The sequence below is a fragment of the Saccharothrix sp. NPDC042600 genome (genome assembly GCF_040647305.1).
In the GTDB taxonomy this organism is placed as follows: domain Bacteria; phylum Actinomycetota; class Actinomycetes; order Mycobacteriales; family Pseudonocardiaceae; genus Actinosynnema; species Actinosynnema mutabilis.
The window spans coordinates 1-13,555 of record NZ_JBEZBW010000154.1 but is presented as its reverse complement, the minus strand read 5'-3'; the positions used below and the strand labels follow the sequence as shown (position 1 = coordinate 13,555).

Below are 13,555 nucleotides of genomic sequence, written 5' to 3'. Positions count from 1 at the left end.
CGCCGCCCCCCGGCGCCCGCGCCCCCGGCGGCCGGGCCGGGTGTGGTCGGGCCGGGTGTGGTCGGGCCGGGTGTGGTCGGGCCGGGTGTGGTCGGGCCGGGTGTGGTCGGGCCGGGTGTGGTCGGGCCGGGCGTGGTCGGTGTGGTCGGGTCGGTCGTCGCCGTCGGACTAGGCTGCCCGTTCGTGCTGGTACTGCTCCCCCCGTCCGAGACCAAGGCGTCCGGCGGCGACGGCCCGCCGTTGTCGTTCGAGGCGTTGTCGCTGCCCGAGCTGAACCCCGTGCGGGCGAAGCTGGTCGACGCCCTGGTGGACCTCGCGGGCGACGTGCCGGCGAGCCTGGCCGTGCTCGGGCTGTCCGAGCGGCAGGCCGGTGAGGTGGCGCGCAACGCCGTCCTGCGGACGTCCCCGACGCTGCCGGCGCTGTCCCGGTACACCGGCGTGCTCTACGACGCGCTCGACCTGCCCACCCTGACCCGGGTCGAGCGGGGGCGGGCGGCCGAGCGGCTCGGGGTGGCGTCCGCGTTGTTCGGCGTCGTGCTCGGGGCCGACCCGATCCCCGCCTACCGGCTCTCCGGCGGGAACGTGCTGCCGTCGGTCGGTCCGCTGGGCAGCCTGTGGCGGCCCGTGCTCACGCCGGCGCTGGCCGAACGGGAGGTCATCGACCTGCGGTCGGCCCCGTACTCGTCGCTGGCCAGGATCCCCCACGCGATCACCGTCAAGGTCGTGACCGAGGACGGGACCGGGCGCCGGCAGGCGGTGAGCCACTTCAACAAGGCCCACAAGGGGCTGCTCGCGCGGGCCATCGTGCGGTCGCGGGCCGTGCCGCGGGCCGGGAACCTGGTGAAGATCGCCGCGAACGCCGGCCTGCGCCTGGAGCCCGCCGGCGAGCGGCACTTCGAGCTGGTCGTGTAGCCCGACGCCGGACAACCCGTTGGAACCGCCCGGCGGGTGTTCACTACCCTTTGCGGACAACCCGCGCCACGAGGAGCACCCACCGTGATCACGAGGATGTCGTCGCTGTTCCTGCGCACCCTGCGCGAGGACCCGGCCGACGCCGAAGTCCCCAGCCACAAGCTGCTGGTCCGCGCCGGCTACGTCCGCCGGGTCGCGCCGGGCGGGTACTCGTGGCTGCCGCTCGGGCTGCGGGTGCTGCGCAACATCGAGCAGGTCGTGCGCGAGGAGATGGACGCGTTCGGCGCGCAGGAGATCCAGTTCCCCGCGCTGCTGCCCAAGGAGCCCTACGAGGCCACCAACCGGTGGACCGAGTACGGCCCCAACATCTTCCGCCTCAAGGACCGCAAGGGCGCCGACTACCTGCTCGGCCCCACCCACGAGGAGCTGTTCGCGCTCACCGTGAAGGGCGAGTACTCCTCGTACAAGGACTACCCGGTCACGCTCTACCAGATCCAGACCAAGTACCGGGACGAGGCGCGGCCCCGCGCGGGCATCCTGCGCGGGCGCGAGTTCGTCATGAAGGACTCCTACTCCTTCGACCTCACCGACGAGGGCCTGTCGCACTCCTACCGGCAGCACCGCGACGCCTACATCCGCATCTTCGACCGCCTGGGCATGGAGTACGTGATCGTCTCCGCCACGTCCGGCGCGATGGGCGGCTCGGCGTCGGAGGAGTTCCTGGCGGTCGCGCCGACCGGCGAGGACACCTTCGTCCGCAGCACCGGGTCCGACTACGCGGCCAACGTCGAGGCCGTCACGACGCCCGCGCCGCCGGAGCAGTCGATCGAGGACAAGCCCCAGGCGCAGGTCCACCACACGCCGAACACGCCGACCATCGAGTCGCTGGTCGACTTCCTCAACGCCGCCGGCCTCGGCCGGACGTTCACCGCGGCCGACACGCTGAAGAACGTCCTGGTCAAGCTCACCCAGCCGGGCGCGAAGGAGTCCACCCTGCTCGCCATCGGCGTGCCCGGCGACCGCGAGGTGGACTTCAAGCGCCTGGAGGCGGCCGTCTCGCCCGCCGAGGTGTCGATGCTGGAGGAGTCCGACTTCGCCAAGAACTCCTTCCTGGTCAAGGGCTACATCGGGCCGGGCGCGCTGCAGGCCAACGGCGTGCGCTACCTGGTCGACCCGCGGGTCGTGCGCGGCACGGCGTGGGTGACCGGCGCGGACAAGGCCGACCACCACGTGGTGGACCTGGTCCAGGGCCGCGACTTCACCCCCGACGGCGTGATCGACGTGGCCGAGGTCCGCGAGGGCGACCCGTCGCCGGACGGCGAGGGCGTGCTGGTCGCGGCGCGCGGCATCGAGATCGGCCACATCTTCCAGCTCGGCCGCAAGTACGCGGACGCGTTCGCGCTGGACGCCCTCGGCCCGGACAGCAAGCCCATCCGGATCACCATGGGCTCCTACGGCATCGGCGTGTCCCGCCTGGTCGCGGCCATCGCCGAGCAGAGCCACGACGACCGCGGCCTGATCTGGCCCCGCAACGTCGCGCCGTTCGACCTGCACGTGGTGGTCGCGGGCAAGGACGAGGCGCTGGCGGCGGGCGGCGAGAAGCTCGCGGGCGAGCTGTCGGCGGCCGGCCTGAAGGTCCTGCTGGACGACCGCAAGGCCAGCCCGGGCGTGAAGTTCGCCGACGCCGAGCTGATCGGCGTGCCGACCATCGTGGTCGTGGGCCGCGGCCTCGCGAACGGCGTGGTCGAGGTCAAGGACCGCCGCTCGGGCGAGCGGGTCGAGGTCGCGGTGGACGAGGTCGTGGAGCACCTCCGGACGCTGGTCCGGGGCTGAGCGCGGACGCCGGGAGGGCTCCCGCGAGGAGCCCTCGCGGCGGACCCGGTCAGCGGCGGAGGATCGCCGCGAGTGCCGCTTCGGTGTCCGACAGGTCCTTGAGGACGACGTGGGCGCCGGCTTCCTCCAGCTCCGCCACGCTGCTGCGCCCGGTCGCCACGCCGATCGCCAGCGCCCCGTGGTGCAGGGCCGCGTCCACGTCGTGGGGCGTGTCGCCGACGACGACCGCCGAGAACTCCTTTCCGTGCTTCGCGCCGGCCAGGCGCACGGCCTCCAGCACCAACTCGGGCCGGTGCTCCGAGAGCGTCCCGTACCCGCCGATCTCGAAGTCCAGGTGCGTGTCGAGCCCGAACGCCGCCAGCTTGAACCGGGCGATCTCCACCAGGTTCCCGGTCACCAGGGACTGCACCACGGTCTCGTGCCCCGCCAACGCCGCCAGCACGGCCGCCGCGCCGGGCAGCGCGTGGCCGTGGGTGGGCAACAGGTCGGCTTCCCGCGTGGCGACCGCGACCAGTTCCGCGTGCACCCGGTCGACCATCTCGTCGGTCGGCTCGATGTCGTGCAGCGCGAGCAGTTCCAGGGTGATCGCCCGCTCGGTGCGCCCCGGGAACGTCGGCACGTGCACCAGGTCCAACCCGGTGGCGGCCCGCAGCGCCGTCCGGTACCAGGTGTGGCCCAGGCCCCGCGCGTCGATCAGGGTCAGGTCGATGTCCCACAGCACCAACGTGTTCACAGTTTCCGCACGCTCTCCAGGATGTGCTTGACCTCGTCCGCGCTGGGCCCTTCGGCGACGTGCGGGCCGCCCTCGGCCACGTTGAGCACGACCACGGCCACCTTGGTGCCGTCCCGCATCGCCACGGCGGTCACGGTCGCCTTGGGCGCGAAGCACGGGTTGACCGCGTTCGGCTCCGCCTTGACGCTCACCACGGCCCGGTCGTCGCTCTCCGACTCGACCTTCGGCTCACCCAGCCGCGGTTCCTTGCGGTCCACGGTGTAGCCGCCCTTGGCGATGCCCGTGGCGACCTCGGTGGCGATCCCGGCGGGGGAGTCGGACACCACCGACCCGGACGCGATCTGCGCCTGGATCATGCTGCGCCCCTGGCACTCGAACGGCCGCGACACCGCCGACTTCGCCAGCCGCACCCGACCCGCCACGCCGCCGCCGGAGGTCTCCCACGACTCGGGCAGCTCGTAGGAGACACCGGACTGCGTGTCCTCGATGGTCTGCCACTTGGCCTGCTCCACGGGCCGCGCGGACGTGGTCGGCGCGGCCTCGGTGTCGCCCCGCGTGAAGACGACCGCCGCGACGACGCCGGCCGCGACCGCGAGCACGCCCACGACGGACAGCGCGATCCACAGTGGACGGCGGTCGGGCTTGGGCGGCGGCTGGGGCTGGTAGTAGCCGAGTCCGGAGTAGCTCACGGGGTCAGCCCAGCGGCTTCACGGAGTCGACCATCGCCTGCAGGTCGGCCTCCGTCGGCGGCTTGGGCTCGGCCGGGCCGCCCTCCAGGTCGCCGTTGGCCATGAACACGTGCAGACCCTTGCTGCTCTTGAGGATCAGGATCTTCACCATGCCCTTGGTGGCCAGGCACTCGCTGCCGGTGGTGGTGATGGTGGCGTCCACCTGCACGGCGTCGATCTGGCCGCCGTTGTTGTTCGGGATCTTCAGCGCCTTGGGCTCGGTGAGCTTGATGTCGCGCGTCTTGCCCGAGCTGTAGTACTCCGCGCCGATCTTCTCGGCGAGGTCCTTGGCCACGGCCGCCATGTCGCCGGACGGCAGCACCGCGCCGCCGGTCGCGCCCCGGTTGTAGCCGCCGCCCTGGCAGTCGTACTTGCCGAACAGGGTCAGGCCGGTGAGCGCGAGGTCCGGGATGGTCTGGAACTTGGCCGACCCGGCCGCGGGCGTCCACGTCTTGGGCACGTCGTAGCTGTAGTGCAGGTTCTCGACGGCCAGGCAGTTCCAGTCCGCCTTCGACGCCTTGCACGACGACCCCGCCGTGCTGGGCTTGGTGGAGCTGGTGGTGCTCGGCTTGGTCGTGGTCGTCGTCTTCGGTTCCGACGAACCCTGCCCGACGGTGGTCTGCTGCTTGTCGTCGGGGCGGGTCAGGAAGAACGCGGTGAGACCGCCCGCCACGAGGACCAGCACGGCCGCGCCGACGGCGATCCACACCTTGGCGCCGCCCTTCTTCGGCGGCTCCTCGCCACCGGAGAACACGCCGAGGCCGCCGTAGCCGCCGAACTGTTGCTGCTGCTGGGGATCGCCGTAGGGGTAGCCCTGCTGCTGGCCGTACGGATCACCGCCGTAGGGCGCGCCGTAGCCCGGCTGCTGCCCGTACTGCTGCGGTTGCTGCTGTTGGCCGTACTGCTGCTGTTGCGGGTCGTAGGAGCCGCCGTACCCCTGCTGCGGGTAGCCCTGGTTCTGCTGCCCCCAGTCGCCCTGGCCGGACTGGCCTCCCCAGTTGCTCTGCCCGTCACCTGGGTAAGTCACCGGCAAACCGTACCCCGCCGGTTCCGCCGGCCGGGCCGCCCCGGCTAATTCAGCACGCGTTGACTTGCGCGCGGGCCAGTCGTACGCTCTCAATTCAACAGGTGATGAACAAGTTCTGGAGGCAGTCATGGCCACACCACAGGACCGGCCGCCGGCCGTCGTCGCGGTGGCCACCGCCGTCGTCGGCGCGCTCGTGGCGCTCGTGCTCGGCCTGGTCACGTTCGGCGTGCAGGCGACGGTCCACCCCGCCGACGTGCCGCTGGCGGTCGCGGTCGGCGCGGACGCCCCGCCGCAGTTGCGGGCGGTGGCGGACAAGCTCGCGGGCGCCGACGCCCCCGAGGTGTCGTGGCGGGTGGCCGCGCCCGACGAGGCGCGGGACCTGCTCAAGGCGCAGGACGTCTACGGCGTGCTCGAACTCGCTCCGGGGAGCGCGACGGTCGTGCTGTCGGGCGCGGTGAACCCGTCCGGCACGCAGGTCGCCCAACAGGTGCTGACCGGGGTGGCGCAGGGGGCGGGGCTGCCCGCCAAGGTGGTGACGCTGGACCCGGCGTCCGCGGCGGGCCGGACCGCGCCGCTGGCCGCGAGCGCGTTGCTGTGGATCGGCGGGCTCGTGGCGGGCGCGGCGTTCACGGTGCTGTCGGCGCGCGGCCGCGGCCGGGTCGGCGTGGGGGCGCGGCTGCTCGGCGCGACCACCGCCGCCGTGCTCGCGGTGGCCGTCGTCGCCGGGTTCTTCGCGTGGTGGGACTCGACCCTGCCGCTGGGCTGGGACGTGCTGGGCTACCTCGCGCTGGTCGCGGTGTCCTTCGCGCTGCTCCAGTCGGGCCTGCTCCGGGTGCTGGGCCTGCGGGCGATGGCCGTCCTGGCCCCGCTGTACCTGATGGCCCCGGCGGTCGCGGGCCAGGTGCCGGAGCTGCTCAACCCGGCGTACCGGGCGCTGTTGTGGTCGTGGACGCCGTTCCGGTTCTCCACCGAGGGCCTGCGCGCCCTGCTGCAGAACGGAACCCTCGACGCGGCCCAGGTCTGGGTGTTCGTCGGCTTGGCGCTAGCCGGCCTGCTGGTCCTCCTGCTACCCGCGAAGGAAGCTCAGCCGGACCTTGCGGACCGGGTTGCGGTGTCGGGTGGCGCGTCTCCGTCGCGCGGCGAGGCCGCCTCGGAGTCGGCCCGTCGCGCCGTCTTGCCCGCCGATCGGAAGGGCTGATCGGCGGGCAAGGCGGCGCGACAGGCCGACGGCGGCCTCGCGGTGAAGGGTCGGGCGGCTGGTCGTGCTGCTACCCGCGGAGGAAGCTCAGCCGGACCTTGCGGACCGGGTTGTCGACGTTCGTGTCGACCAGGCAGACCGACTGCCAGGTGCCCAGCGCCAGCGCACCGCCTAGCACCGGGATCGTCGCGTACGGCGGCACCAGCGCGGGCAGCACGTGGTCACGGCCGTGACCCGGGCTGCCGTGCCGGTGCCGCCAACGGCCGTCCTTGGGCAACAGGTCGCGCAGGGCGGCGAGCAGGTCTTCGTCGCTGCCCGCGCCGGTCTCCAGCACCGCGAGGCCGGCCGTGGCGTGCGGCACCCACACGTGCAGCAGGCCGTCGCCGTCCTCGTCCCGCAGGAAGTCCTCGCACGCGCGGGTCAGGTCGTGGACCACCTCTTCGCCGCCGGTCCGGATCTCGATCTCTTCACTGCGCATGGATCAATCGTGCAGGATTCGGTCTCGTGCAGCACACCGCCATCGTCACCGGCGCCAACCAGGGCATCGGGGCCGCGACCGCACGAGCCCTCGCCGCGCGGGGCGTGCAGGTCCTGATCACGTTCCTGCGCTACGCTCCCGCGCCGGACCCGAGCGTGCCGGAGGAGTACTTCACCGCCCGCGAGGCCGGCGCGGACGCCGTCGTCGCCGCGATCACCGAGGCCGGCGGCAAGGCGCACGCGATCGAGGTGGACCTCACCGAGACCACCGCGCCCGCGTCGCTGTTCGACACCGCCGAGCGCCTGTTCGGGCCGGTGGACGTCCTGGTCAACAACGCCTCCGGCTGGGTGCAGGACACGTTCCTGGCCACCGAGACCGACCAGTTCGGCCGCGTGCTCAAGGCGGTCACGCCGCAGACGTTCGACGCCCAGTTCGCCGTGGACGCCCGCGCCGGCGCGCTGCTGATCGCCGAGTTCGCCCGCCGCCACCTGGCGCGCGGCGGCAACTGGGGCCGGATCGTCTCGCTGACCTCGGGCGGGCCGAACGGGTTCCCCAGCGAGGTGTCCTACGGGGCGGCGAAGGCGGCGCTGGACAACTTCACCATGTCCGCCGCCGCCGAACTGGGTCCGCACGGCGTGACCGCGAACGTGGTCAACCCCGGCGTCACCGACACGGGCTGGATCAACGACGCCGTCCGGGCGCAGCACAAGGTCGGCCGGCCCGACGAGGTGGCGGACGTGATCGCGTTCCTGTGCTCGCCCGCCGCGAAGCGTGTGACCGGCAACATCATCCGGCTGCACTGACATTACTGGCGAGTAACATGCCCCGCATGAAGGCTTCTCGTCTGCGGCGGGGCATGAACCTGTGGCCGCCGTTCCTGTTCGCCGGCATCCGGGTCGTCGCCCTGTCCGACGACTACCGGTACGCCAAGGTGCGCATGCGCCTGCGCTGGTACAACCGCAATTACGTGGGCACGCACTTCGGCGGTTCGCTGTTCGCGATGACCGACCCGTTCTGGATGCTGCTGGTCCTGCGCCACCTGGGTCGTGACCACATGGTGTGGGACCGGGCGGGCGAGATCGACTTCGTGAAGCCGGGTCGCGGGACCGTGCACGCGGAGTTCAAGCTGACCGACGAGCACCTCGACGAGCTGCGCGCGCAGGCGGCGGACGGCGGCAAGGCGCTGCTGTGGTTCCCGGTGGACGTGGTGGCCGAGGACGGGACCGTCGTGGCGCGCGTCCGCAAGCAGGTCTACGCGCGCCGCAAGGACGCTCGGCCGGACAAAGCGGCGTCCGAGGCGCTCAAAGCCTGAGATTCATCGGTAGAACCCTGGACTGACTGAACGATCCACGGTAGTGATAGAGGTCATGCGCACCTCCTTCGGCTCCACCTTCGACGTCCCCGCCGGTTACCTCAACACCCCGAGCATCGGCGTCCCGCCCGCGCCCGTGGCGGCCGAGGTCGCCGACGCCGTGCGCCGGTGGGCGGGCGGCCTCGACGGTCCCACCAGCGCCGAACCGGCCGTGGACGTCGCCCGCGAGGCCTTCGGCAAGCTCGTCGGCGCGCCGGTGTCGCAGGTCGCCATCGGGGCGTCGGTGTCGCAGTTGGTGGCGAACGTGGCGGCGGGCCTGCGGCCCGGGTCGCGCGTGCTGGTGGCGCGCGGGGACTTCACGTCGCTGACGTTCCCGTTCGCGGCGCGCGGGTGCGAGGTCACCGAGGTGGAGCTGGCCGACGTGCCCTCGGCGGCGGCCGGGCACGACCTGGTCGCGGTGAGCGTCGTGCAGTCCGCCGACGGCCGGATCGTGGACCTGGACGCGCTGCGGGCGGCGGGCGTGCCCGTGCTGCTGGACGCCACCCAGGCCGTCGGGTGGCTGCCGCTGGACCTGGCCTGGGCGGACTACGTCGTCGCCGCCGGGTACAAGTGGCTGCTGTCGCCGCGCGGGTCGGCGTGGCTCGCGTGCTCCCCGGCGGGCATCGAGCGCGCCGAGCCGGTCGCGGCCAACTGGTGGGCCGGCGACGACCCGTGGACCTCCGTCTACGGCCTGCCGCTGCGGCTCGCGCCGGACGCCCGCCGGCTGGACATCTCGCCGGTGTGGCTCGCGCAGTACGGGGCGGCGGCGGCCCTGCCGTACCTGACGTCGTTGGACCTGGCTGCCGTGCGCGACCACAACGTGGCGTTGGCGGACTCGCTGCTCACGTCGCTGGGGCTGCCGGCGCGGGGGAGCGCGATCGTGTCGCTGGAGCTGACCGACGAGCAGGCGGCGCGGCTGGCGGCGGCCGGGGTGCGGTCGGCGAGCCGCGCCGGGCGGACCCGGCTCGGCTTCCACCTCTACAACACCTCCGCCGACGTCGATCTCGTGCTCGAAGCGCTCGCGTAGCGGCTGTCCGTTACCGTGACGGTTTGTGTCGGTTCCTCCCGAATCACCTGAAGAGGTGACCCAACGGTTACCCCGCGTCCCTCCGGCGCGACCGTCGGACACCGCACCGCTGTGGCGGTCGGAGATCGGGCAGCTCGACTCGCTGATGGGTGCGGCGCCCGCGCCCGCGCCCGCTCGTCGGCCGGCGCCGCGGCAGGGTTGGCTGCTCAAAGGGCTGGGTCTGGTCGGCGTGGCGGTGGTGTCCGGGCTGGTGTGGCTCGTGGTGATGCCCAAGGGCGACACCGAGGCCCCGCCGACCACGACCTCCACCGCCGCGACGGGCGAGTTCTCCTTCGCCCGGGCGCCCCAGGCGCCCGAGCCGGTGCTGGACAGCTCGTGCGCGCCGCACGCCTACGGCAAGGCGAAGGAGTACTTCACGACCACGCCGTGCCAGCAACTGTCCCGGTCGCTCTACACGGTGAGCGCCGGCGGCAAGCAGGTGCTGGTGTCGGTGGTGGTCGTGAAGATGGCGGACGACAAGGCGGCGACGGACCTGAAGAAGTTCCTCGACGGCGACAACACCGGCAACATCTACGACCTCTCGCGGGAGGGCGTGGCGAAGGTGCCGGGCGGTCCGGACTGGGTGGCGCACGGCGAGTACGCGTCCACCCTGAAGGGCCGCGAGCTGGTGATCGTCGAGTCGGACTTCTACGGGGCGGCGAAATCGGCCGACCGCGACCGCAAGCTGCTCGACCGGATCAGCAACGACGCCCTGCGCCTGGCCCCCTGAGCCGGGCCGGGGGCGGCGCGGTCACCGCCGACGCTCCGGTGGCTCCGGCCACCCGGCGCTTCGGTGGCCCCGGCGCTTCGGTGGCTCCGGCCACCGCGACCCGCCCGCCGTCCCCGGGCGTCAGCCGACCGCGGTGCCGGGCAGGGTGATCGAGATCGGCGTCACACCGGCGATCTTGCGCCAGCGGGTCGCCCGGATCGCCGACGTCGTCAGCGCGTCCAGCGCGCTTTTGCGCAGCTCCGCGTCCTCCGTCCGCTCCACCACCCCGCGCCAAGCCACACACGCGTCCATCTCGACCGCGATCAACGCCGCGATGGCCGACGCCGCGCTGTCCACCGGCGCCGGCGGCAGGTAGGCCGGCGCCGGCGGGCGGGGTGTGGCGGACTTGTCGCGCAGCCAGCGCTCCGTGACGTCGCGGCGCGACCGGTGGGCCAGCGCGCCCTCCGCCACGGCCGCCGCCTGCTGCTCCACGAACGCGCTGACCAGCCCGTACGTCCACACCGCCGCGTGCTCGGCCGCCAACGCGTCCTGCACCGCATCCACGCTCACGCCAGCGCCTCCAACAAGCTCGCGCACCCCGCCGACACCGACGCCACCAGGCCCGCCCGGTGCGTCGGCACGGTCGGCGCCAGGTCGGCCGCCTGCTTCTGCGCCGCCCGCAACGCCGTCACCAACTGCTCCCGGGTCGCCCCGGGCGGCGGCGCCACCGACGTGGGCGCGGCCGACGAGGGGGAAGACGTCGTGGGGACCTTCGGGGTCGCCCGGTCGATCTCCGCGGCCAGGCGGGTCGCGTGCTCCGCCCGCGCCGCGGCCGTCTCCGGGGCGCCCACCGCCGTGGCCAGGGCCGCGTCCGAGCGGGCCGCGCGGAGCAGGTCCTCCAGGACGTCCGGCGGCGGCGGGGGAGGCGGGGGTGTGGTGCACGCTACGGCCAGCGGCGCGGTCGCGACCGCCACCAGCACGCCGCGCCTGCTGAGCGCCGTTGTTCCGATCACGTGTCCCGATCCTGCCAGAGCCGCCGTGATCGCCTCTGCGGCGTGCGGGACCCCGGAGACGAGATAGTCTGGGCGACCACGGCCGGCGGCGTGCAGCGTCGGCCGGGGTCGCCGTGCCCTCTGCACTCGAAGCTCAAGGAGTCACCACGTGTCCAGCCCGCCGCGCGGAGATCTCGCCGCGCAGCTAGCACCCGTCGTGCGGGAAGCGGTCGAGGCCATCGGCTTCGACCTCGAAACGCTCGACGTGAACCAGGCTGGGCGTCGCCGGCTGGTGAAGGTCGTCGTGGACGGCGACGACGGGGTCGGCCTGGACGAGGTGGCGCAGGCCAGCCGCGCCGTGTCCGCCGCCCTCGACGCGCACGAGCACCTCATCGCGGGCCCGTACACGCTCGAAGTGACCTCGCCGGGCGCCGACCGCCCCCTCACCAGGCCGCGCCACTGGAAGCGCGCCCGGCTGCGCCTGGTCAAGGTCAAGCAGCCCGACCAGGTGGAGTGGTTCGGCCGCGTCGGCGAGGCCGACGACACAGGGGTCGTGCTGCTGGTCAAGGGCGAGCTGCGCCGCGTCGAGTACCGGACGATCGAGCGCGCCGTCGTCGAAGTGGAGTTCAAGCAGCCGCCCGTCGAGGAGCTCGCGCTCCTGGAGGGCCGCGCGCCGAAGGAGGAGTCGGAGTGAACGTCGACATCGCCGCACTGCGGGCGATCGAACGGGACAAGGACATCCCCTTCGACACCGTCCTGGAAGCCATCGAGACCGCCCTGCTGACCGCCTACAAGCACACCGAGGGCCACCACTCGCACTCGCGGGTGGAGATCGACCGCAAGACCGGTGTCGTGCGCGTGCTGGCCCAGGAGATCGGGCAGGACGGCCAGGTCCTGGAGGAGTGGGACGACACCCCCGAGGGCTTCGGCCGCATCGCCGCCACCACGGCCCGCCAGGTCATCCTCCAGCGCCTGCGCGACGCCGAGCACGAGCGCACCTTCGGCGAGTTCTCCGCCAAGGAGGGCGAGATCATCGGCGGCGTCGTGCAGCGCGACGCCCGCGCCAACGCCCGCGGCATGGTCGTGGTGCAGATCGGCGACACCGAGGGCGTCCTGCCGCCCGCCGAGCAGGTGCCCGGCGAGGCCTACGAGCACGGCTCGCGGATCAAGTGCTACGTCGTGGGCGTCTCCCGCGGCGCGCGCGGCCCGCAGATCACCCTGTCCCGGACCCACCCGAACCTCGTGCGCAAGCTGTTCGCGCTGGAGGTCCCGGAGATCGCCGACGGCACCGTGGAGATCCCCGCGGTGGCACGTGAGGCAGGTCACCGTTCCAAGATCGCGGTCCGCTCCACGGTCGCCGGCGTCAACGCCAAGGGCGCGTGCATCGGCCCGATGGGCGCCCGTGTGCGCAACGTCATGAGCGAGCTGGCGGGCGAGAAGATCGACATCATCGACTTCTCCGAGGACCCGGCCACCTTCGTCGGGAATGCCCTGTCACCTGCGAAGGTTGTGTCCGTACGGGTGGTCGACGAACGGGCCAAGACGGCGCGCGTCGTCGTGCCGGACTTCCAGCTCTCCCTCGCCATCGGCAAGGAGGGCCAGAACGCCCGCTTGGCCGCCCGGCTGACGGGGTGGAAGATCGACATCCGCAGCGATGTGGCGGGTGCCCCGACGGGCGCCGCGACATCCGGTTCGGCTGATTGAGCGTCAGGAGATAGACTTCTCAGTGGTTCAACGTCGGGGATCGGTTTTCACGCACAACGGCCCGGTTCGTACGTGCATAGGATGCCGCGCCCGGACGTTGCCCTCCGAGTTGCTGCGCGTCGTGGTCGTGGACGGGGCCGTGGTCCCGGACACGCGTCGGCGGTTGCCCGGCCGGGGAGCTTGGCTGCACCCCGATCCGGGTTGCCTCCGCGACGCCGAGAAGCGGCGGGCGTTCCCGCGGGCCTTCAAGGTCCCGGGGCCGCTCGACGTGGAACGCGTGCGCGGGCACCTCGCACAGCAGGAGCACCAGGTCACGGGATCGCCCCGGGGCCGCCAGGAAGCAAGGAAGCAGGTCGACCCGTCATGAGTCAGCCGTGAAGCTGAAGACATGAACGCGCGACGTTAAGACGAGGTCGACGGGACTGCCGCCGGCCTCATCACCAGAGGAGTGCAGTGGCAGGCAAGGCCCGTGTGCACGAGCTCGCGAAAGAGCTCGGTGTCACTAGTAAGGAACTGCTCACGAAGCTCGCCGACCAGGGCGAGTACGTGAAGTCCGCGTCCAGCACCGTCGAGGCCCCCGTGGCCCGGCGGCTGCGTGACGCCTACGCCGCGAAGTCCGAGGCGAAGCCCAAGCCGGCCGGCGCGCGCCCCGCGCCGCCGAAGCCGCAGGCGACCGCGGCCCCGTCCGAGTCCAAGACCGACGCGAAGCCCGCGGCCCCGGTCGGCAAGCCGGGCCCGCGCCCGGTGCCCGGCCCGAAGCCGCAGGCCCCGAAGCCCGTCGCGCCCAAGCCGGTGACCCCGGCGGCTCCGGCCGCCGCGCAGGC

The 13,555-nt window shown here is 72.9% G+C and carries 17 protein-coding genes; 11 read left to right on the top strand and 6 right to left on the bottom strand.

Going from position 1 to position 13,555, the window contains the following annotated elements; translation table 11 throughout:
• Positions 1-183: 183 nt before the first annotated feature.
• Positions 184-912 (top strand): peroxide stress protein YaaA, encoded by a 729-nt coding sequence (yaaA, locus tag AB0A74_RS40510; protein WP_358258221.1) that lies wholly within the window; start codon positions 184-186, stop codon positions 910-912.
• A gap of 84 nt (positions 913-996) precedes the next feature.
• Positions 997-2,745: a proline--tRNA ligase gene (locus AB0A74_RS40505; RefSeq protein ID WP_358258219.1), complete on the top strand. Its 1,749-nt coding sequence runs from the start codon at positions 997-999 to the stop codon at positions 2,743-2,745.
• A 49-nt stretch (positions 2,746-2,794) separates the two neighbouring features.
• On the opposite strand, the gene AB0A74_RS40500 is transcribed toward AB0A74_RS40505, so the two are convergent.
• The 3 genes from AB0A74_RS40500 to AB0A74_RS40490 are packed head-to-tail and all read right to left on the bottom strand — an operon-like array spanning position 2,795 to position 5,233.
• Complete coding sequence (locus AB0A74_RS40500) at positions 2,795-3,478, bottom strand: haloacid dehalogenase-like hydrolase (protein WP_358258217.1); 684 nt, start codon at positions 3,476-3,478, stop codon at positions 2,795-2,797.
• A complete protein-coding gene (locus AB0A74_RS40495) occupies positions 3,475-4,167 on the bottom strand; it encodes a hypothetical protein (protein WP_358258215.1) in 693 nt (230 codons plus the stop codon). Before AB0A74_RS40495 ends, AB0A74_RS40500 begins: the two co-directional genes overlap by 4 nt.
• Positions 4,168-4,171: 4 nt before the next feature.
• The gene (locus AB0A74_RS40490; protein WP_358258213.1) at positions 4,172-5,233 is read right to left on the bottom strand and encodes a hypothetical protein; all 1,062 of its coding nucleotides are present in this window, start codon (positions 5,231-5,233) and stop codon (positions 4,172-4,174) included.
• Between the two features lie 127 nt (positions 5,234-5,360).
• Here AB0A74_RS40490 and AB0A74_RS40485 point away from each other — a divergent pair, with 127 nt between their 5' ends.
• The gene (locus AB0A74_RS40485) at positions 5,361-6,431 is read left to right on the top strand and encodes an ABC transporter permease (RefSeq protein ID WP_358258211.1); all 1,071 of its coding nucleotides are present in this window, start codon (positions 5,361-5,363) and stop codon (positions 6,429-6,431) included.
• Positions 6,432-6,501: 70 nt separating this feature from the next.
• On the opposite strand, the gene AB0A74_RS40480 is transcribed toward AB0A74_RS40485, so the two are convergent.
• On the bottom strand, positions 6,502-6,909 hold the full coding sequence (locus tag AB0A74_RS40480; RefSeq protein WP_358258209.1) for a YjbQ family protein: 408 nt from the start codon (positions 6,907-6,909) through the stop codon (positions 6,502-6,504).
• A 26-nt stretch (positions 6,910-6,935) separates the two neighbouring features.
• Between AB0A74_RS40480 and AB0A74_RS40475 the strand changes: the two genes are divergently transcribed.
• From AB0A74_RS40475 to AB0A74_RS40460, 4 genes are read left to right on the top strand one after another with little or no spacing between them, the layout of a single operon-like run.
• On the top strand, positions 6,936-7,712 hold the full coding sequence (locus AB0A74_RS40475) for an SDR family oxidoreductase (RefSeq protein WP_358258208.1): 777 nt from the start codon (positions 6,936-6,938) through the stop codon (positions 7,710-7,712).
• Positions 7,713-7,738: 26 nt separating this feature from the next.
• The gene (locus AB0A74_RS40470) at positions 7,739-8,221 is read left to right on the top strand and encodes a DUF4442 domain-containing protein (protein WP_358258206.1); all 483 of its coding nucleotides are present in this window, start codon (positions 7,739-7,741) and stop codon (positions 8,219-8,221) included.
• 55 nt (positions 8,222-8,276) lie between these two features.
• The gene (locus tag AB0A74_RS40465) at positions 8,277-9,287 is read left to right on the top strand and encodes an aminotransferase class V-fold PLP-dependent enzyme (RefSeq protein ID WP_358258205.1); all 1,011 of its coding nucleotides are present in this window, start codon (positions 8,277-8,279) and stop codon (positions 9,285-9,287) included.
• Between the two features lie 55 nt (positions 9,288-9,342).
• Positions 9,343-10,056 (top strand): hypothetical protein, encoded by a 714-nt coding sequence (locus AB0A74_RS40460; protein ID WP_358258203.1) that lies wholly within the window; start codon positions 9,343-9,345, stop codon positions 10,054-10,056.
• Positions 10,057-10,176: 120 nt separating this feature from the next.
• Here the strand turns inward: AB0A74_RS40460 and AB0A74_RS40455 are convergent, their stop codons facing one another.
• Both AB0A74_RS40455 and AB0A74_RS40450 read right to left on the bottom strand, forming a co-directional pair.
• Positions 10,177-10,605, bottom strand: coding sequence for a ferritin-like domain-containing protein (locus AB0A74_RS40455; protein WP_358258201.1), 429 nt, complete (start codon positions 10,603-10,605; stop codon positions 10,177-10,179).
• Positions 10,602-11,048, bottom strand: coding sequence for a twin-arginine translocation signal domain-containing protein (locus AB0A74_RS40450; RefSeq protein WP_358258199.1), 447 nt, complete (start codon positions 11,046-11,048; stop codon positions 10,602-10,604). Before AB0A74_RS40450 ends, AB0A74_RS40455 begins: the two co-directional genes overlap by 4 nt.
• A 148-nt stretch (positions 11,049-11,196) precedes the next feature.
• On the opposite strand from AB0A74_RS40450, the gene rimP reads away from it, so the two are divergent.
• The 4 genes from rimP to AB0A74_RS40430 all read left to right on the top strand — a co-directional run.
• On the top strand, positions 11,197-11,721 hold the full coding sequence (gene rimP, locus AB0A74_RS40445) for a ribosome maturation factor RimP (protein WP_358258197.1): 525 nt from the start codon (positions 11,197-11,199) through the stop codon (positions 11,719-11,721).
• Entirely contained in the window at positions 11,718-12,731 is a 1,014-nt protein-coding gene (gene nusA, locus AB0A74_RS40440; protein ID WP_358258195.1) for a transcription termination factor NusA, read from the top strand. The genes rimP and nusA overlap by 4 nt, the downstream gene beginning before the upstream one ends.
• A 22-nt stretch (positions 12,732-12,753) precedes the next feature.
• The gene (locus tag AB0A74_RS40435) at positions 12,754-13,098 is read left to right on the top strand and encodes a YlxR family protein (RefSeq protein ID WP_358258194.1); all 345 of its coding nucleotides are present in this window, start codon (positions 12,754-12,756) and stop codon (positions 13,096-13,098) included.
• An 86-nt stretch (positions 13,099-13,184) separates the two neighbouring features.
• Positions 13,185-13,555: translation initiation factor IF-2 N-terminal domain-containing protein (locus tag AB0A74_RS40430; RefSeq protein WP_358258192.1), on the top strand; the 371-nt coding region annotated here is incomplete at its 3' end.

Bases quoted from the DNA above. Each gene is read 5' to 3' on its own strand.
- AB0A74_RS40480 (WP_358258209.1), bottom strand. From the start codon at position 6,909: ATGCGCAGTGAAGAGATCGAGATCCGGACCGGCGGCGAAGAGGTGGTC.
- AB0A74_RS40485 (WP_358258211.1), top strand. From the start codon at position 5,361: ATGGCCACACCACAGGACCGGCCGCCGGCCGTCGTCGCGGTGGCCACC.
- AB0A74_RS40470 (WP_358258206.1), top strand. From the start codon at position 7,739: ATGAAGGCTTCTCGTCTGCGGCGGGGCATGAACCTGTGGCCGCCGTTC.
- AB0A74_RS40465 (WP_358258205.1), top strand. From the start codon at position 8,277: ATGCGCACCTCCTTCGGCTCCACCTTCGACGTCCCCGCCGGTTACCTC.